At 52.7% G+C, this 17784-nt stretch carries 17 protein-coding genes; 11 read left to right on the top strand and 6 right to left on the bottom strand.

The window, feature by feature from the left end; all coding sequences use genetic code 11:
- The first annotated feature begins 8 nt into the window (after window positions 1–8).
- Genes rsmA through IR195_RS15615 form a run of 4 tightly spaced genes read left to right on the top strand, consistent with a single transcriptional unit; the run spans window position 9 to window position 3235 of the window.
- Complete coding sequence (gene rsmA / locus IR195_RS15630; RefSeq protein WP_146941850.1) at window positions 9–839, top strand: 16S rRNA (adenine(1518)-N(6)/adenine(1519)-N(6))-dimethyltransferase RsmA; 831 nt, start codon at window positions 9–11, stop codon at window positions 837–839.
- A complete protein-coding gene (apaG, locus tag IR195_RS15625) occupies window positions 836–1213 on the top strand; it encodes a Co2+/Mg2+ efflux protein ApaG (protein WP_125750855.1) in 378 nt (125 codons plus the stop codon). The genes rsmA and apaG overlap by 4 nt, the downstream gene beginning before the upstream one ends.
- A gap of 23 nt (window positions 1214–1236) precedes the next feature.
- Window positions 1237–2052 carry a symmetrical bis(5'-nucleosyl)-tetraphosphatase gene (locus IR195_RS15620; RefSeq protein ID WP_206048023.1) on the top strand — a complete coding sequence of 272 codons (816 nt, stop codon included), beginning with the start codon at window positions 1237–1239 and terminating at the stop codon, window positions 2050–2052.
- A gap of 46 nt (window positions 2053–2098) precedes the next feature.
- Window positions 2099–3235: a tRNA nucleotidyltransferase/poly(A) polymerase-related protein gene (locus tag IR195_RS15615; RefSeq protein WP_146941854.1), complete on the top strand. Its 1137-nt coding sequence runs from the start codon at window positions 2099–2101 to the stop codon at window positions 3233–3235.
- A 34-nt stretch (window positions 3236–3269) separates the two neighbouring features.
- On the opposite strand, the gene folK is transcribed toward IR195_RS15615, so the two are convergent.
- Window positions 3270–3815 (bottom strand): 2-amino-4-hydroxy-6-hydroxymethyldihydropteridine diphosphokinase, encoded by a 546-nt coding sequence (folK, locus tag IR195_RS15610; protein ID WP_146941856.1) that lies wholly within the window; start codon window positions 3813–3815, stop codon window positions 3270–3272.
- Window positions 3812–4168 carry a dihydroneopterin aldolase gene (gene folB, locus IR195_RS15605; protein ID WP_125750842.1) on the bottom strand — a complete coding sequence of 119 codons (357 nt, stop codon included), beginning with the start codon at window positions 4166–4168 and terminating at the stop codon, window positions 3812–3814. Before folB ends, folK begins: the two co-directional genes overlap by 4 nt.
- Before the next feature lie 105 nt (window positions 4169–4273).
- Between folB and plsY the strand changes: the two genes are divergently transcribed.
- On the top strand, window positions 4274–4843 hold the full coding sequence (gene plsY / locus IR195_RS15600) for a glycerol-3-phosphate 1-O-acyltransferase PlsY (protein WP_125753755.1): 570 nt from the start codon (window positions 4274–4276) through the stop codon (window positions 4841–4843).
- A gap of 30 nt (window positions 4844–4873) precedes the next feature.
- On the opposite strand, the gene tsaD is transcribed toward plsY, so the two are convergent.
- Complete coding sequence (gene tsaD, locus IR195_RS15595) at window positions 4874–5914, bottom strand: tRNA (adenosine(37)-N6)-threonylcarbamoyltransferase complex transferase subunit TsaD (RefSeq protein ID WP_125750839.1); 1041 nt, start codon at window positions 5912–5914, stop codon at window positions 4874–4876.
- Between the two features lie 222 nt (window positions 5915–6136).
- Between tsaD and rpsU the strand changes: the two genes are divergently transcribed.
- The 3 genes from rpsU (at window position 6137) to rpoD (ending at window position 10545) form a co-directional block, all read left to right on the top strand.
- Window positions 6137–6352, top strand: a complete 216-nt coding sequence (gene rpsU / locus IR195_RS15590) for a 30S ribosomal protein S21 (protein WP_008956349.1) — start codon at window positions 6137–6139, stop codon at window positions 6350–6352.
- Window positions 6353–6529: 177 nt separating this feature from the next.
- Entirely contained in the window at window positions 6530–8434 is a 1905-nt protein-coding gene (dnaG, locus tag IR195_RS15585; protein ID WP_206048022.1) for a DNA primase, read from the top strand.
- Between the two features lie 254 nt (window positions 8435–8688).
- The gene (gene rpoD / locus IR195_RS15580; RefSeq protein WP_125750833.1) at window positions 8689–10545 is read left to right on the top strand and encodes an RNA polymerase sigma factor RpoD; all 1857 of its coding nucleotides are present in this window, start codon (window positions 8689–8691) and stop codon (window positions 10543–10545) included.
- Window positions 10546–10682: 137 nt separating this feature from the next.
- Here rpoD and IR195_RS15575 read toward each other — a convergent pair whose 3' ends face one another.
- The gene (locus IR195_RS15575) at window positions 10683–12254 is read right to left on the bottom strand and encodes an AbgT family transporter (RefSeq protein ID WP_125750830.1); all 1572 of its coding nucleotides are present in this window, start codon (window positions 12252–12254) and stop codon (window positions 10683–10685) included.
- Between the two features lie 183 nt (window positions 12255–12437).
- Window positions 12438–13088, bottom strand: a complete 651-nt coding sequence (locus IR195_RS15570) for a hypothetical protein (protein ID WP_125750827.1) — start codon at window positions 13086–13088, stop codon at window positions 12438–12440.
- A 215-nt stretch (window positions 13089–13303) separates the two neighbouring features.
- Here IR195_RS15570 and IR195_RS15565 point away from each other — a divergent pair, with 215 nt between their 5' ends.
- The gene (locus tag IR195_RS15565) at window positions 13304–14671 is read left to right on the top strand and encodes an L-serine ammonia-lyase (RefSeq protein WP_206048021.1); all 1368 of its coding nucleotides are present in this window, start codon (window positions 13304–13306) and stop codon (window positions 14669–14671) included.
- On the opposite strand, the gene IR195_RS15560 is transcribed toward IR195_RS15565, so the two are convergent.
- Window positions 14668–15564: a LysR family transcriptional regulator gene (locus tag IR195_RS15560; protein ID WP_125750822.1), complete on the bottom strand. Its 897-nt coding sequence runs from the start codon at window positions 15562–15564 to the stop codon at window positions 14668–14670. The genes IR195_RS15565 and IR195_RS15560 overlap by 4 nt on opposite strands.
- A gap of 172 nt (window positions 15565–15736) precedes the next feature.
- Between IR195_RS15560 and IR195_RS15555 the strand changes: the two genes are divergently transcribed.
- A complete protein-coding gene (locus tag IR195_RS15555) occupies window positions 15737–16846 on the top strand; it encodes an S-(hydroxymethyl)glutathione dehydrogenase/class III alcohol dehydrogenase (RefSeq protein WP_206048020.1) in 1110 nt (369 codons plus the stop codon).
- Between the two features lie 75 nt (window positions 16847–16921).
- Window positions 16922–17776 carry an S-formylglutathione hydrolase gene (gene fghA / locus IR195_RS15550; RefSeq protein ID WP_125750816.1) on the top strand — a complete coding sequence of 285 codons (855 nt, stop codon included), beginning with the start codon at window positions 16922–16924 and terminating at the stop codon, window positions 17774–17776.
- Window positions 17777–17784 lie beyond the last annotated feature (8 nt).

Genomic DNA, 17784 nt, shown 5'->3' with positions numbered 1-17784 from the left:
ACTGTTAGATGTCTCAAGTGCCTCAGCAGCACCGCGCTCGTAAACGCTTTGGTCAAAACTTTCTGCGTGACCTCGGCATCATTTCGCGTATTGTCCGTGCCATTGGGCCTCGCGAAAGCGACCGACTCGTCGAAATTGGCCCTGGGCAAGGCGCGCTTACAGCTCCGTTGCTAGAGGCGGCAGGAAAGCTTGAAGTCATTGAATTAGACCGAGACCTTATTCCGGGCTTAAGGGTGCAGTTTTTTAACTACCCTGACTTTGTTATCCATGAAGGTGACGCGCTAAAGTTTGATTTCGCCGCGCTTAAAGGGGATGGCCCTGCGTTGCGAGTCGTCGGTAATCTGCCTTACAACATCTCGACGCCATTGATAGTGCATCTCTTAACCATGGGCAAGGCGATTGCCGATATGCACTTTATGCTTCAAAAAGAGGTCGTTGAGCGTTTGGCTGCTGAGCCAGGTAGCACCGATTGGGGCCGCCTGTCGGTGATGGCGCAATATTACTGCCAGGTTGATCAGCTGTTTGTTGTACCGCCGGAAGCCTTTGTTCCCAGGCCGAAAGTTGACTCCGCCATTGTTAGGCTAACGCCCCATGAGAGTTTGCCTCAAACAGCAGATGACCCCGCGCTGCTATTTGAATTAGTCAAGTTGGCGTTTGGTCAACGACGCAAAACACTGCGTAATAACCTGAAAGGTAGGGTAAGCGCAGCAACATTAGAAGCCCTAGGTATTGACCCTGCCCGGCGCCCTCAAACCCTGACGGTTGCAGAGTACGTAGCTATCGCTAATCAAGTGGCTGTTGACGAAGCGCTTAGTGGTAATGGGAGTGCCGACGCGTGAGTGCCCTAGCCATTGAGGTTAGCGTCGTGCCTGAGTACCGTGCCGCTGAGTCAGATGATAGTGAGTCGCGCTTCGTGTTTAGTTACACCGTGACGGTGCATAACCAAAGCCCTCATAGCGTGCAACTCATGGCACGCTACTGGAAAATTACCCAAGGTAACGGTGATAGCCAAGAGGTGCGTGGCAAAGGGGTGGTGGGCCAGCAGCCGTTAATTGGTCCGGGACAGCGTTTCCGCTACACCAGTCGAGCCATCCTGCAAACGCCGGTGGGCGTTATGGAAGGCGCTTACACACTGCTTAACACCTACACCCAGCGAGCTTTTGAAGTGCCCATTGCACCTTTTAGGCTGGCGGTGCCGCGCCAGCTTCACTGACCATTCTCTAGAAGGGGAGAGCGATGAGCACCTATGCCATTGGTGATCTGCATGGCTGTCATGCCGAGTTTATCAGTTTACTGGAAAAGCTTAACTTCAATGCAACGAACGATACGCTCTGGCTAGTTGGCGACCTAGTCAACCGTGGCCCTGGCTCGCTGGCTTGTTTGCAGGAAGTGCAGGCGCTAGGCAGCGCCGCTCGATGCGTACTGGGTAACCACGATTTTCATTTGTTGGTGGTAGCTCGTGGCGGCGGCAAACTGAAAAAAAACGACACTCTAAGCGATATTTTGGCGACTCCGCAGCGCGAACAGGTGCTGGATTGGCTGCAAAGCCAGCCATTGGCAGTTTACCAAAACAGTACGCTAATGACCCATGCCGGTATATTACCAACGTGGTGCGCTGAGCAAGCGGTATCGTTTAGCCAAGAAGTGCAGACGGCATTGCTTAGTGAAACGGCCGGTGATTTTTTAACGCAGTTATTCGGCAATCAACCCGACCGGTTCCATGAGGATCTAGAAGGGATTGATCGTTTACGCTGTCTCGTCAATATATTTACCCGCATGCGCTTTATTGACGCTAATGGTCGGCTAGACTTCGCTGCCAAAGAAGGCTTGGAAAGTGCGCCTGACGGATTTGCCCCTTGGTTTCAATACCCAAGAGCAGATGCGCTTCAACTGTTATTCGGACACTGGGCGGCATTAGAGGGCCAAACCCCGAACGCCAAGATACAGGTTGAAGCGCTGGATACTGGTTGCGTGTGGGGTGGGGCGTTAACCGCTCTCAATCTGGAGTCGGGTGAACGCACCAGCGTCCCTAGCCGTCAGCCTAGACATTAAAATACGAGATATTAAAACACGAGACATTGAAAAAAGGGCGATAGCCGTGTTTCAGGTGGATGCGAAAACCAAAGGGCTCGATGTTTATCGTGTTGGTGGGGCAGTGCGCGATGCGCTGTTAGGCTGGCCGGTAGTGGATAATGATTGGGTCGTCGTTGGTGCTACGCCAGAAGTCATGCAGCAGCGGGGGTTTAAGCCCGTGGGGCGTGATTTTCCGGTATTTCTGCATCCTGATACCGCCGAAGAGTATGCGCTAGCACGCACTGAGAGAAAGTCTGGCCACGGTTATAGCGGCTTTGAAGTACACGCAAGTCCTGATGTGACCCTAGAAGAAGACCTTTCAAGGCGTGATTTAACCATCAACGCGATTGCACAGCGCTTTGATGGCGCGTTGACCGACCCCTTTAACGGTCAGCGGGATATTGAGCAGCGCCTATTACGCCATGTGTCCTCGGCATTTAGTGAAGATCCCTTACGGGTGCTTCGTACGGCACGCTTTCTTGCCCGTTATGCGCATTTAGGGTTTGCTATTGCGCCTGAAACCCTTGAGCTAATGCGCGATGTAAGCCGCAGCGGTGAGCTTAGCCACCTTGCTGCGGAGCGAGTGTGGATAGAAACCGAAAAAGCACTGGGTGAACCAAACCCTGACCGTTACTTCACCGCCTTAAATGAGTGCGAGGCGCTGGCGGCGTGGTGGCCAGAGCTAACCGATGACCTTGTGCTGGCAAATGCGCTTGAAGCGATGACCCTTGAGACGATCGCACAGCTGGCTATCGACAGCTCGCTTCCGCTGGCTCACTGGCGTTATGCGTTGTTGGTGTCGGTACTGAATGATGCACAGCGTGATGTGCTGGCGATAAGGTTACGATTGCCTAATGCCGTAACGCAGCTTGCGCGTCATGTGGCGTTAAGTAAGGGCATATTGGCCGAGCCATTAAGTGACGAATGTGTTCTTCACTGGCTGGAGCGTTTGGATGGTTGGCGTAAGCCTGCGCAGGTTGATGCCCAGTTACAGCTGATTAAGCGCTTAGCAGAGAGTACGGTCGAACCGTTGAGTCGGGCGTGGCAAGCTGCACAAAGCGTTGACCCTCAAGTGCTATTGAAAGCGGGCTATCGCGGTGCAGCTTTAGGTAAGGCGCTCCGTGAGCACCGCCAACAGGCCGTAGCAAGTGCGCTTTATTAATAGGCACTAAGGGCTGGTTGGTTATGGGCTTTGTTTAGCGAGCGGACACCGCCTTTGGCACAGCGTCTGCCTGAGAAATCCAGCGCCCACGCCAATGAAAGTCGATGGCCCATAAGCGTTGATTACCCAGCTCAAAGCGTTGCCATAGCGCAGCATAAGATAAGCCATAGATAGGGTGGTACTGGTCGGGTAGCAGTTCGGCCAGCGGTTGCAGAACGAAGGCATTGTGCGTGATTTCCCCTCGGGGCAGGGTAACGCCGTCAACGGTGCCGCAAATGCCGCCCACTGTGAGTAGGTCAATATCCAGCGCTCGAGAACTACACTTAACCATATCGGGAGTGCGGCCATGGGCAATTTCGAGTTGCTTAGACCACGCCTGAAGCTTGCCCACCGACCAATCGCTATCAAAGGCAACCACAAGGTTGTAAAAGTTGCGATTATCGCTAAACCCTACCGGCTCGCTTTCAAAAATACGCGATATTTGGAGGGGACCAAATGTGTCTTCAAGCGCATCTAGGCATAGGCGGATATGAGTGTCCGGATCGATATTGCTGCCTAAACTGAGAGTAACCAAGTTCATGGAAGCGTGCCGCGGATGATTTCAAGACCGACGCTAGCGGCTTGTGGAACAGCCCCTGGTTTGCGTACGGTAAGTCGCAACCAGATAATGGAAAACTCCTGCTGTAGGCACTCTGCTAGGCGCTCGGCAAATGTCTCGACGAGAGCAAAGTGGTGCTCGTCAGCAAAGCGCTGAATTCGCTGGCAAATGGCTGCATAATCAAGCGTCAGGCTTAAGTCATCTGCAGCGGCAGCAGGACGAATATCCGTTGCGAGCGATAAGTCCAAGCTCAAAGACTGAACAATAGTGCGCTCCCAGTCGTACACACCGATCACGGTATCTACTGCCAGCGCTTCGATCAAAATGCGATCCACAGCTATTCCTCTAGCGTCAACAAGCGAGGGATTGTACTTGAGGATAGCGCGAAACGACAGCTAGGTACGATCTAACGCTGGGTAGGAGCCAAGATGGTGGGCGGAGTGATATGGATGGTGGTGGGCTACTTAAGCGGAAGCTGGTTAGCAGCGCTGAGCGTATGCCGGCTGGCAGGTGTACCTGATCCGCGATATTGCGGCTCGCGTAACCCAGGATTTTCGAACGTGCTGCGCCTATACGGGCCGCGTCTAGCCGTCGCCACGCTTTTGCTAGATGCCTTAAAAGGGGCGCCTGCAGTGTTGGCAGCCAAATTGTTAGGGCTGCCTGTTTGGCTACAGGGGGCTGTGGGGTTAGCGGTTCTGTTGGGCCACAGCTACCCCTTATGGCATGGCTTTCGCGGCGGTAAATCGGTTGCTAGTGCGTTTGGCGTGTTGCTGATATTGGTGCCCAGCGTGGCGCTGCTTAGTGCGGTATGCTGGATGCTACTTGCTTGGCGGCTACGCATGGCAGCGGCAGCGTCGCTTGTTAGTGCATTCGTCGCACCGTTGGCCTGCGCGTGGCTAGCACCTGACTATGTGGTGGTCGTCAGTGGTTTTAGCCTTTTAGTGCTAGCTCGCCATGGGTTAAATATTCGCCGCCTGCGCCGCGGAGAAGAGCCGCATCTACGCGGCTAGCAGGGGCTGTCGGTGTAGGAGCTAGAGGTGTTAAGTAGGCGTTAAGGTGTCCAGTGGCCAGCGTGGCGTAGCCCTCATAATGCCGTTGTCATCCTGCTCGCCTGCTGCCAAGCGTTGGGCGCCCACATAAGCGATCATCGCGCCATTATCGGTGCAGAAGCGCCCGCGAGGGTAATAGGATTGCGCGTTGCGTTTCTGTGTTTCAATCGCGAGGCGCTCCCGCAGGCGATGATTGGCACTGACGCCACCTGCTACCACTAAGCGCTTCAATCCGGTCTGATCCAGTGCACGGCGACATTTGATAACCAGGGTGTCTACTACGGCCTCTTCAAATGCCCTCGCCACATCAGCCTTGGCCTGGGTGTCTAGCTCTCCAGCAGCTTCTAATTGGCGAATAGCGGTCAGCGTGTGGGTTTTCAAGCCAGAAAAACTGAAGTCTAGGCCTGGGCGGTCGGTCATCGGCCGTGGGAAACGGAAGCGTTTTGGGTTGCCCTGTTCAGCAAGCTTAGCGACGTGAGGGCCGCCGGGGTAGGCGAGTCCTAGCATTTTGGCCGCTTTGTCGAAGGCCTCACCTGCGGCATCATCAACGGACTCACCGAGCAATTGGTAGTGTCCTAAGGCCTGTACTTCGACGAGCTGGGTGTGTCCGCCAGAGACCAAAAGGGCTACGAAAGGGAAATCCGGAGCATCATCTTCCAGCATGGGGGCTAACAAATGGCCTTCCATGTGGTGTACGCCCAGTACCGGGATATTCAACGCGCGTGCCATACCATGCGCCGTGCTGGCGCCCACCATGAGTGCGCCGACTAACCCCGGGCCAGCCGTGTAGGCAATGCCGTCTAGATCGCTACGCGTCAGTTCTGCATCGTGCAATACTTGCTCGATCAGCGGCAACAGTTTACGTGTATGGTCACGAGACGCGAGTTCAGGCACCACGCCGCCATACTCGGCATGCATGGCAATTTGACTATACAGCGCGTCGGCGAGCAGGCCGCGGCCTCCAGTATATGAAGTATCATAAATCGCGACGCCCGTTTCATCGCAAGACGTTTCAATGCCCAGTACGCGCATGGCTGAAGAACTCGTTGTAAGTTAAAAAGTTGCAGGTTAGCAAGCAGTGCTGCTAAGCAGTCGCCTAGTTTAGCATTCTCATGCTTATAGCGCGTAAGCATTTGCAAAGATAGCCAACCACGACTAGACTACTGTGCGCTGTAAAAACTGGGTCGTACACTGTGTTATTAAAAGTGTACGTACTATCCGAACTCAAGACTCCTTAAGGTAGGTGAGTGCTTAATGCCTTCTGTAAAAGTACGTGATAACGAGCCGTTTGACGTCGCCCTGCGTCGCTTCAAGCGTTCTTGCGAAAAAGCCGGTGTTCTTTCTGAAGTACGCCGCCGCGAGCACTATGAGAAGCCGACTGCTGAGCGTAAACGCAAAGCGGCAGCTGCCGTAAAACGCCACGCCAAGAAAGTTCAGCGTGAGCAAAAGCGTTTCGAACGGCTCTATTGATCCGTACCCGAGGGGGCCGGAGCAGTTAGCTGGTCATCTCAAGAGGGATGTCAAGCGGCCGCCACTAGGTGGCCGTTTGTTTTTGCTTTGATTTATCGCTGTCTATGGTGATTTGGCAACAGGCCCGATGACCCTAGGCAAGTGAATTAGCGCTTTGCGCGAGGATGCCCGCAGTTCATGGCAGGCCAAATTCCACAACGTTTTATCGATGACCTGTTAGGCCGCGTTGATGTGGTCGAGGTGGTTGGTGAGCGTGTGCAGCTTAAAAAGGCCGGGCGTAACTATTCTGGGCTATGTCCTTTCCATCAAGAGAAAACCCCATCGTTTACGGTAAGCGCTGATAAACAGTTTTATCACTGCTTTGGGTGTGGTGCCCACGGTAATGCGCTACGCTTTCTAATGGAATACGACAAACTACCCTTTCCTGATGCGGTCGAGCAGTTGGCTAGCCGTTTGGGGCTGGATGTTCCTCGTGAGGGTGCCGACGATCCGCGCGCCCAGCAGCGCGAAAAAAAGCGCAAAGAGGGCGTTAATCTTCTTGAACTTGCTGCCAGTTTTTATCGAGAACGGCTAAAAATGCAGGAAGGGCAGGGAGCGCAGCGTTATCTGCAGGGGCGTGGATTATCGCCAGATGTTGTCAGTACTTATGGTATTGGTTATGCGCCTGGCGGATGGGAAGCCCTGAAGCAGCACTTGAGTGCGCGAGGTATTGGTGAACCCGTACAAGTAGAGTATGGCTTGCTAATTCATCGTGAAGACACAGGGCGGACGTATGACCGCTTTCGTGACCGAGTGATGTTTCCCATTCGGGATCTAAGAGGGCGGACCATCGCGTTTGGCGGCCGGGTAATGGGCGATGAGCAGCCTAAATATCTAAATTCGCCAGAAACGCCTGTCTTTCACAAAGGACGTGAGCTGTACGGGCTGTACGAGGCTCGCCAAGCTTCAAGCAAGCTTGAGCAGCTCGTCATTGTTGAAGGATACATGGATGTTGTGGCGCTAGCGCAGTACGGCATCAACAACGCCGTCGCAACCTTGGGGACGGCTACAACGGAAGATCACCTAAGCCGACTATTTCGTTTAGTCAGCCGTGTGGTGTTTTGTTTTGACGGTGACCGAGCAGGACGCCAAGCGGCCAGCCGGGCATTGGAAACAGCCTTGCCGCAGATGATTGACGGTCGTGAAGCACGCTTTTTGTTTCTGCCGGAAGGCGATGACCCAGATACGCTAGTGCGCCGTGAAGGTAGCGACGCATTTCAAGATCGCGTTACCTGCGCGATGCCGCTATCTGAGTTTCTTTTTGAGCAGGCTGCTCAGGGACGAGACTTGAATACCGTGGAAGGGAGAGAGCGGTTTGCAAGTCAGGTGCTTGAGGCATTGAACAAAGTGCCTGAGGGCATGCTCAAATCGTTACTGTTGGAAGCGTTGGCTAAGCGCAGTGGGTTGGCGCAATCGCAGCTGAAAACGCTGCTTGAGAAACGCGCTACCGCCAGTGCGCAAAAAGAGGCACAGAAAGCGTCTTCGCAGGAGGCCGTGCACTGGGAGCCGATTGAGTCGCCCGACATGATGCCGTTTGAGCATCATGAGGAGCAACTGGTCAGCGCGCAGCCAGCTAGTAAAAAGGCCCAGCAGGGGCGCTCTCAATCGCGTCGCCCGCAAGTGCTTTCAACCGTTGCGCGTATTGCGCAGCTACTGTTGCATGAGCCTAGTTTAGTAACATCGCTGCCAGATTCCCTGGATTGGCTGTCGGAGAGTGAAGAATCATTGCTATGCCGTAACTTGATTGAGTTGTTACGCGCAGGGCGTTATCGCAGCCCGCAAGTGGTGTTGGCGCACTTTCAGGGGAGCCAAGAAGGGCAGGTCTTGGCGGAGCTGGCGTCACGAGAGTTATTGATTCCCAAGGGAACCCGGGAGACTGAGTTGACAGGGTTGGTTGAACATCTAGTAGAGGTTCAGCGCAAGCGATCACCTCAGGAAGAGTACCAGGCGTTGCTGGATTTAGAGCGTTCTGGGCAAAAGCTAGATAAAGCCCAGCGGCAACGGTTGGCCAGCTTAATGATGGAGCTTGTTCAACGACATTAAGTCGGCTTTACAGTGTTTGCTTTGCAATGATTAGAGTTTGAGGCGCTAGGGTTGAATTTCCCTAACGTTGGCACCAAATAAAGGGTCAGTCGCCAGGCGCTGGCCTAACCGAACAACCTAACACACCTGAATGACCGCGCAAATACGTTTCGCTGGAAAAATTCCTGCTATTTACGCTATACTGTTCGGCTTGTTGAGTTTAATCGATTCAGCGCCCCAGGTGTTTCATTCTTCTTCGTCGAGATAGGGTTTCTATGGCTGGAAATGCGCAGCAGCAGTCACGTCTGAAGGAGTTGATCGCGCGCGGCAAGGAACAGGGCTACCTGACCTATGCCGAGGTCAACGACCATCTACCCGAGGATATCGCCGACCCGGATCAAGTGGAAGACATCATTGGCATGATTAACGACATGGGTATTAGTGTCGTTGAAGAAGCGCCAGATGAAGACACTTTGATGATGTCGGATCACTCCACGGACGAGTCCGCTGCGGAAGAGGCCGTCGCGGCACTCGCCGCCGTGGAAAGCGACGTCGGTCGCACTACCGATCCTGTGCGCATGTACATGCGCGAGATGGGAACGGTTGAACTTCTAACCCGCGAAGGTGAGATCGAAATCGCCAAGCGGATAGAAGAGGGTACGCGGGAAGTAATGTCAGCGTTGGCATATTTGCCAGGCGCTGTTGCCTCTATCCTAGATGCCTATGATGCCACACAGGATGAAGAAGCGCCTGGTCGCTTGTCCGATCTGTTCTCTGGCTTTATCGATCCCGATGAGGGGATTCCTGGCGTTGCAGAAGCTGAAGTGCCTGAGCCTGAGCCGGAAACCGAGCTGAGCGATGATGACGATCTCGACAGCGACGATGACGACGAAGACGAGGACAGCACAGCCAGCGAAGGCGGCCCTGACCCGGAAGAAGCGAAAGCACGTTTCGAGCAAATCCGTGAGCAGAATGTCGCTGTTGAAGCTGCGTTGGCGAAATATGGGCGTGGTAGCGCTGAGCTTAAAAGTGAGCAATCGCGTTTAGCCGAGCTATTTTCGCCTATTAAGCTGGTGCCGAAGCATTTTGAGCGTCTGGTTGGTCAAGTGCGTATTAGCGTTGAGCAGGTGCGTGCCCAAGAAAAAGCGGTTATGCAGCTGTGCGTGAAGAAAGCTAAAGTACCGCGTAAAACCTTCATTAAGTCGTTCCCTGGGTACGAGTCTAATCCAGCATGGTTAGACATCTTCCAGGAGGCTCAGCCCAAGTATGCTGATCGCCTTGAGCCACTGCGCGCGGATATTGCTCGTTCGCAGCGCAAAATTGCCTTTGAAGAAGACATGGTGCAGCTCACCGTGGCCGACCTCAAAGAAGTTAACCGTAAGCTCTCTATCGGCGAAGCGAAAGCACGTCGTGCCAAGAAAGAGATGGTTGAGGCTAACCTGCGTTTGGTAATTTCGATTGCTAAGAAATATACCAACCGTGGCCTGCAGTTCTTGGATCTAATTCAAGAAGGCAATATTGGCTTGATGAAAGCGGTTGATAAGTTCGAATATCGTCGCGGTTACAAGTTCTCGACCTATGCCACATGGTGGATTCGTCAGGCGATTACGCGTTCTATCGCTGACCAAGCACGCACCATCCGTATTCCGGTGCACATGATCGAAACGATCAATAAGCTCAACCGTGTTTCTCGCCAGATGCTGCAGGAAATGGGCCGCGAGCCAACGCCGGAAGAGCTGGGCGAACGTTTGGAAATGCCGGAAGACAAAGTGCGCAAGGTGCTAAAAATTGCCAAAGAGCCGATCTCTATGGAGACGCCGATTGGTGATGATGACGATTCGCACTTAGGTGACTTCATCGAAGACGGCACAATGTTGTTGCCGATTGATATGGCCACCGGTGAAGGCTTGATTGAAGCGACGCGTAACGTTCTTGGCGGCTTAACCGCACGTGAAGCGAAAGTGCTACGCATGCGTTTCGGTATCGATATGAATACCGACCACACGCTAGAAGAAGTGGGTAAGCAGTTCGACGTTACTCGCGAGCGGATTCGTCAGATCGAAGCAAAGGCGTTGCGCAAACTACGCCACCCCAGCCGCTCTGAGCCGCTGCGCTCGTTCCTTGATGAGTGATTTGTAGGCTGTGTAGTAAGTGGTATGTGGTAAATAGAAAGTGGTGAACTGATAGTCGTCACCATAAACAAAAAGCCCGCCGTTCATAGAACGGCGGGCTTTTTGCGTTATGCCATGAGCGTTATATAACAAAAGGGCTATAGCGTGTAATGCGTAGCTGACCCTGGGCCGACAGGCAAGCCAAAAACGAATACCCAAATAAAGAACATCAGGCTCCAGCCAATCAGCATAAATAGCGTGTAGGGCAGCATAACCGCCACCAGCGTACCAATGCCCATATCTTTGCGGTAGCGGGTTGCCACGGCAAGAATCAAGCCAAAGTAGCTCATCATAGGCGTAATTAAGTTAGTCACTGAGTCGCCGATTCGGTATGCCGCCTGAATTACTTCAGGGGCGTAGCCCATCAGCATTAGCATCGGTACAAAGATGGGAGCTGTTACCGCCCACTGTGCTGAGGCGCTGCCTAGTGATAGGTTGACGAACGCACACATAATAATAAACAGCGCGAATAGGCCTGGGCCGCGTAGCCCTATAGATTGCAGTAGATCGGCACCGGCAACGGCTGTTACGGTGCCAAAGTTGCTCCAGCTAAATAGCGCTACAAACTGCGCCGCAAAAAAGACCAGAACGATATAGAGACCGAGGCTGCTCATGCTTTTCGCCATAGCGTTGACAATATCACGATCGTTTTGCATGGTGCCTGCTAGACGGCCATAGACAAACCCCAGCACGGTGAAGGACACCGCGACAATTACCACAATGCCACGCAAAAAGGGCGAGCCGCTAATTAGTCCTGTTTCGGGGTTACGCAATATGCCGCTTTCGGGCACAACCATGACCGCGACCAGAGCGGCTAATGCTAATGTCGCAAGTCCAGTCCCTTTTAAGGCGTGCTTCTCTGAGTCGGATAGCCCTTCCATGCGCTGGTTTTCAATGTCGCTATTAGCATAGGCAGAATCGAATTTACCCAGCTTGGGTTCTACGATTTGCTCAGTAACAAAGCCACCAATAAGCGTGACAAAGAACGTACTGGCGAACATAAAGAACCAGTTAGCTTCTGCGCCCACAATGTAAGCGGGATCAAGCAGACGCGCTGCTTCCTGGGTGATGCCCGATAGCAGTGGGTCAACAGTACCGATCAGTAAGTTAGCGCTGTAGCCTCCAGAAACACCGCAGAACGCAGCCGCTAGGCCCGCCAATGGATGGCGTCCTAATGAGTGGAAAATCATGGCCGCTAAAGGAATTAATACGACATAGCCAAGCTCAGCCGCCATGTTCGACATGATGCCGGCAAACACCACTGCATAGGTGACAATGCGCGGCGAGCGATTGAGAACCAGCGCACGCATGCTGGCTGAAAGCAGTCCTGAGTGCTCAGCAACGCCGACTCCCAGCATGGCTACCAGTACTGTGCCCAGCGGTGCAAAGTTAGTGAAGTTGGTCACCATTTCAGTGACTAAACGGCGCAGACCTTCGGCATTGAGCAGTGAATTAACCGCTATCCATTCACCTTCGTTAGCAGGGCGAGGGTCAGCAACAGATACCCCTAATGCACCGGCGATGCCGCTGGCGACTACTACCAGCACACATAAAATAGCGAAGAGAGTAACAGGGTGTGGGAGTAGATTACCCAGCCACTCAACGCTATCAAGAAAACGAGTAAATGCACCTCGCTTTAGGGTTTCTTGGCGATTTTGTGAGTTTGTCATAAGGTTTGTGTCGTCAGTAGGTTGTTTTGCAGAAAAAATGCCCATGAATCGGGGGGACGACACTACGTTGAAGCCAACAGGGTCGCAAATGGCTTTGTGTATAACGAGATGTAAAAAATGAATGCCGCCTATGCAGAGCGTAAGACGGCGATAGAGAAGGGCTGCTAGCGGGAGATGAGAGGATTAGCGTGCGACTTGTCGCGCTTTGTAAATACGCCGAGCAATCAGCAGAAGCTCAATCATGGCAAATAGAATCAGGCTGTAGCCTAAAAGCTCAATGGCTTCTTCCGCGACATCTTTGAATTCGCGAATATAAGTGTCTTGCATGACGGCTCGCCAGAAGTCTTGGCGACCATAAAGGCGGGAAAAAATGTAGGTGACGAGAACACCGGCAGTGAACAACCCAAATGCGAAGGTGTTGCTATAATGAGAGAATTCCTCAATAAATCGACCTCGCTGCACGACCACCCAGGTAAGGCTAGGGATGACAATGAGTGCTACCAGCACTTTCCAAGTATTTTCTGCAACGTAGTAATCAAAAAAGTAATCCTGTTCGCGTACCAGCGACGCAGCCACAAACGCCAACAATAGTAGCGTAACAGTAGGCCATACCTTGAGTACTTGGCGCACGTAGATGAGTAAGCCACAACAGCTGGCCAGCACCAGAGTTTGAGCGAACTCTGTAAAGCCTAGTTCGGTATAGCGCACATCGGGTAGGTAGAGAGCTTCAAAATATCCGCCCTGGGCGATACCAGCGATAAAAAACATATAAAGCGTTGCGCGCAGAAGCGTGTATCCAAAACTGAGTGGCCACTGCGGTGGGGAAGATGACATACCAACATCCTTTTCGGAGAGATGACGTTATAAGAGAGAAGTTTAGAAACATGCATAGAAGAATGTTCATTATATCGCCACACTTCTGTGCTCGCACGTTGAACTTAATGGGAGCTGCTCGACTAATGATGGATTAAGGCTGCAAAGTAGCTAGGTTAAGAGGTAATCAACGTTAAGAGGTAATCACCCACTACCGATGAAGGGCAGACAACACAATGGCAATAAGCGTTTTTGATCTCTTTAGAATTGGGATTGGCCCATCAAGCTCTCATACGGTTGGGCCTATGCGCGCGGCGTGCGATTTTAGCCAAGCAATTACTTCACCGTCGCTGACGCGCGTTGTGGTCAGGCTTCACGGTTCGTTAGCGTCTACCGGCATTGGGCATGGTACTGATAGCGCGGTCATCATGGGCTTGATGGGGGAAGCGCCTGAGTCAATTGATCCCGACACCATTACTGAGCGGCTACGTGCGCTGGATGAAGGCGCTCTGTTAATGCTGCCCAATGGGCAAGCGCTACCATTTAATCGTACCCAAGATATTGAATGGGACGACGATTGCTTGCCATTTCACCCGAACGCTATGGTGTTGACGGCTTATCAGCACGATACGGTTATTGCGACAAATACTTATTACTCCCTGGGCGGTGGCTTTTATGTCGATCAAGCCTGCGCCGACCAGGGTGGGTTAGACGAAGATAAAACCGCGCTACCTTACCCGTTTGAAACGGCAAATGAGCTGTTGGCGCTCTGTCAAACAAATAGCTTGCGTATCAGTGAGTTAATGTTTGAAAACGAAAAAGCATGGCGCAGTGAAGAGGTGATTCGCACAGAGCTACTGACGATTTGGCAAGCCATGCGCAGCAGTATTGAAAATGGCTTAAAAGCGACAGGGCACTTGCCCGGAGGGTTAAATGTTCGCCGACGTGCCCATGGCTTGCACCAACAGTTGCTTTCACCACCGCAGAATCAACGCTTAATTGTCTCAAGTTTTACTGTAATGGACTGGGTCAATTTGTTTGCGTTGGCTGTGAATGAAGAGAACGCTGCGGGTAAACGGATGGTTACTGCACCAACGAATGGTGCTGCCGGTATTGTGCCTGCTGTGCTGGCGTACTATTTGAAATTTGAGCCAGATGCCTGTGACGACGACATAGTGGACTTCTTGCTGGCTGCGGGGGCGATGGGTATTTTGTGCAAAAAGAATGCGTCTATTTCTGGTGCGGAAGTTGGCTGCCAAGGAGAAGTCGGTTCTGCTTGTGCGATGGCCGCAGCGGGGCTTGCAGAAGTGCTGGGCGGCTCGCCAAAACAGGTAGAAAACGCGGCTGAAATTGGTTTAGAGCATAATCTTGGCCTTACTTGTGACCCTGTGGCGGGGTTGGTACAAGTGCCGTGTATCGAGCGCAATGCCATTGCCTCGGTAAAGGCGATCAATGCTGCACGTATGGCGCTGCATGGTGATGGTGATCATTTTGTATCGTTGGATAAAGTGATTCGCACCATGCGTGACACCGGCCGAGATATGCAAGATAAATACAAAGAGACGTCAAAGGGTGGTTTGGCTGTTAACGCCATTGAGTGTTAGTGAGTCGGGCAAGGTGGCAGCGTTGCGTCAATATTGGCCACTAAGTAATCGACGAGCTGACGGATTTTAGGTGATAGGTGGCGGTGACGGGGGTATACCGCCCAAACCGCCGTATCGTTGTGTTGGAAAGGTTCCAATACGGACACCAGTTCGCCACTGGCTAGGTAAGGGGCAACGTAGTAATCCGGCAGTTGAGCAAGCCCTAGCCCTTTAAGCGCGGCGTCCAGTAGAGCAGGACCTGAATTGCCGCTCCAACAGCCTTCCACTTTAACTTCGCGGCGCTGACCGTTGACTTCAAACAACCAGTTCGGCCGCGAACCCATCAGACAACGGTGTTGGCTAAGTTCCGATAAGGTATGTGGCCTGGGTGCTTGACGGAAGTAAGCCCGGGATCCGACAACATACTCCTGCCGTTCGCATAATCGCCGCGCAATCAAGCTAGAGTCTTTGAGTACCCCCATGCGAATGGCGATATCGTAGCCCTCTTCAATAACTTCTACAGGGCGATTAGTGAAGTGCATATGTACTTCAAGCTGTGGGTGCAGACACTGAAAATCATTCACCAGTGGCGCGATATAGCGCTCGCCAAATGTTGTTGCTGACGTCAGTTTCAGCAGCCCACGTGGATTTGCCTGAAGTTCGCTGACCGCTTGCTCTGCATCGCGCAGGCCATCAAAAAGGTGGCGACAGTGCTCAACGTAGATGGCTCCAGCATCGGTTAAACGAATTTGTCGTGTGGTGCGGTACAAAAGCTGTACCCCCAACTGATTTTCTAGCTGGCTCACTAAGCGACTAATATGCGATGTCGACACCTTTAAATGGCGTGCGGCTGCTGAGAATGTGCCCAGCCTTACCACCTCAACGAATGCCTCGATACGATCCCAACGCTGCACGGCTGTCCTTATTAATTAGTGATTTTTGCTCTATGGCAATAATCTTGTGAGTGTATCCCGCTTTATCCCACTCGCCTAGCTGGCCTACACTGCAGCCATTCAATCGGGTTCGATTAAAACGAATCCGGCAAAACAGTATTCACTCGTATGTGACCGTTAAGGAGATGCATAGATGAAATCACGCGCTGCTGTAGCACTCGAAGCGGGCAAACCGCTGGAATTAGTTGAAATCGATGTGGAAGGCCCGAAAGCGGGTGAGGTGTTGGTGAAGATGGCTGCGACGAGCGTATGCCATACCGATGCTTATACCCTCTCTGGCGCTGACCCTGAAGGTAATTTCCCAGCGGTATTGGGCCACGAAGGCGCTGGCGTGGTACAGGAAGTTGGCGAGGGAGTGACCAGCGTTAAGCCAGGTGACCATGTTATTCCGCTATACACCGCAGAGTGCGGCAAATGCAAATTCTGCCTATCCGGTAAAACAAATCTATGCGGTAGCGTGCGCGCTACGCAAGGTAAAGGTGTGATGCCTGATGGCACCTCGCGCTTTTCACTAGATGGCAAAATGTTGCATCACTACATGGGCACGTCGACTTTCAGCGAGTACACCGTGTTGCCGGAGGTATCGCTTGCGGTGGTCTCCCAAGAAGCGCCGATGGATAAAATCTGCCTCTTGGGCTGCGGCGTTACAACCGGTATCGGTGCGGTACTGAATACGGCAAAAGTAGAGCCAGGCTCCACTATCGCCGTTTTTGGGTTGGGCGCGATTGGTTTGGCGGTCATCCAAGGCGGGGTAATGGCAAAAGCCTCAAAGATTATTGCCATCGATGTGAACCCCGATAAATTTGAATTAGCCAAGCAGTTTGGCGCTACAGACTTCGTCAATCCAAAAGACTATAGCGACCCGATTCAGCAGGTCATCGTCGATATGACCGACGGTGGTGTTGATTACTCTTTTGAGTGTATCGGCAATGTTAACGTGATGCGTTCGGCTCTTGAGTGCTGTCATAAAGGCTGGGGAGAGTCGATTGTTATTGGCGTCGCGGGGGCGGGCGAAGAGATCTCAACGCGCCCATTCCAACTGGTCACCGGGCGTGTTTGGAAAGGCTCTGCGTTTGGCGGTGTAAAAGGACGCAGTGAGTTACCGGGTTACGTCGAGCGCTATATGAATGGTGAGTTGAATATCGACGACTTTATTACCCACGACATGCCATTCGAGCAAATCAATGAAGCCTTTGATTTGCTTCATGCAGGTAAGAGCATTCGTACCGTGTTGCATTACTGAGTATCATTGGTAATAGGGTAAATGAGCGCGGTAGGGGAAACCCGCCGCGTTTTCATCTTTTGAAGGAGCCTGCCCATGAGCATGAGTGAAACCTTAGAACTAGTGTCTGCCAATCGCAGTTTTGGTGGCTGGCACAAGCGCTACCGCCACTACTCCCGGGCGCTGGATTGCGACATGGTGTTCGCGGTTTATCTGCCTCCTCAAGCAGAGAGCGAGCGCGTACCGCTACTTTGGTGGTTATCAGGTCTAACCTGTAATGATGAAAACTTTATGCAGAAAGCGGGGGCGCACCGTATTGCTGCGGAACTAGGGGTGGCGATTGTTTGCCCCGATACCAGCCCACGCGGCACTGAGCTACCCGGTGAGCATGAAAGTTATGATCTAGGGTCAGGCGCTGGTTTTTATGTGAATGCTACCCAAGCTCCCTGGAAATCGAATTACCGCATGTATGACTACGTGATTGAAGAGCTGCCTTCTGTCGTGCGTCAGCATTTCCCTGTTAATGGGCGTGAGTCGATCAGTGGTCACTCCATGGGCGGCCACGGCGCGCTAATCATGGCATTGCGTCACCCCGGTCGGTTCCGTTCGGTTTCTGCGTTTGCGCCTATTGTTAACCCCATGAACTGTCCTTGGGGGCAAAATGCGTTTACCAGCTATTTGGGTGACGACCAGTCGCGTTGGCGCCAGTACGATGCTTGTGAGCTGGTTGCGAATGGCGCTTCCCGACAGCGGTTATTTATCGATCAAGGTGAGGCCGACCAGTTCCTGGATGAGCAACTGATGCCAGAGCGTTTGGAAGCGGTGTGTGAAGAGCATGATCACCCACTGACATTGCGCCGCCAGCCAGGTTACGACCATAGCTACTTCTTTATCGCCTCGTTCATTGAGGAGCATTTGCGCTATCATGCAGAACACCTCATGAAGCGCTAAGGATATCG

This window comes from Vreelandella venusta, assembly GCF_015689495.1.
GTDB classification, from domain to species: Bacteria; Pseudomonadota; Gammaproteobacteria; order Pseudomonadales; family Halomonadaceae; genus Vreelandella; species Vreelandella venusta.
Note: the sequence above shows the minus strand (reverse complement) of the source record. Positions and strands in the feature narration are given on the sequence as shown.

What these genes read in the sequence shown, in the direction of transcription:
- rsmA (WP_146941850.1), top strand. Translation starts at nt 9, where the DNA reads ATGTCTCAAGTGCCTCAGCAGCACCGCGCTCGTAAACGCTTTGGTCAA.
- IR195_RS15620 (WP_206048023.1), top strand. Translation starts at nt 1,237, where the DNA reads ATGAGCACCTATGCCATTGGTGATCTGCATGGCTGTCATGCCGAGTTT.
- folK (WP_146941856.1), bottom strand. Translation starts at nt 3,815, where the DNA reads ATGAACTTGGTTACTCTCAGTTTAGGCAGCAATATCGATCCGGACACT.
- tsaD (WP_125750839.1), bottom strand. Translation starts at nt 5,914, where the DNA reads ATGCGCGTACTGGGCATTGAAACGTCTTGCGATGAAACGGGCGTCGCG.
- rpsU (WP_008956349.1), top strand. Translation starts at nt 6,137, where the DNA reads ATGCCTTCTGTAAAAGTACGTGATAACGAGCCGTTTGACGTCGCCCTG.
- dnaG (WP_206048022.1), top strand. Translation starts at nt 6,530, where the DNA reads ATGGCAGGCCAAATTCCACAACGTTTTATCGATGACCTGTTAGGCCGC.
- rpoD (WP_125750833.1), top strand. Translation starts at nt 8,689, where the DNA reads ATGGCTGGAAATGCGCAGCAGCAGTCACGTCTGAAGGAGTTGATCGCG.
- IR195_RS15575 (WP_125750830.1), bottom strand. Translation starts at nt 12,254, where the DNA reads ATGACAAACTCACAAAATCGCCAAGAAACCCTAAAGCGAGGTGCATTT.
- IR195_RS15570 (WP_125750827.1), bottom strand. Translation starts at nt 13,088, where the DNA reads ATGTCATCTTCCCCACCGCAGTGGCCACTCAGTTTTGGATACACGCTT.
- IR195_RS15565 (WP_206048021.1), top strand. Translation starts at nt 13,304, where the DNA reads ATGGCAATAAGCGTTTTTGATCTCTTTAGAATTGGGATTGGCCCATCA.
- IR195_RS15555 (WP_206048020.1), top strand. Translation starts at nt 15,737, where the DNA reads ATGAAATCACGCGCTGCTGTAGCACTCGAAGCGGGCAAACCGCTGGAA.
- fghA (WP_125750816.1), top strand. Translation starts at nt 16,922, where the DNA reads ATGAGCATGAGTGAAACCTTAGAACTAGTGTCTGCCAATCGCAGTTTT.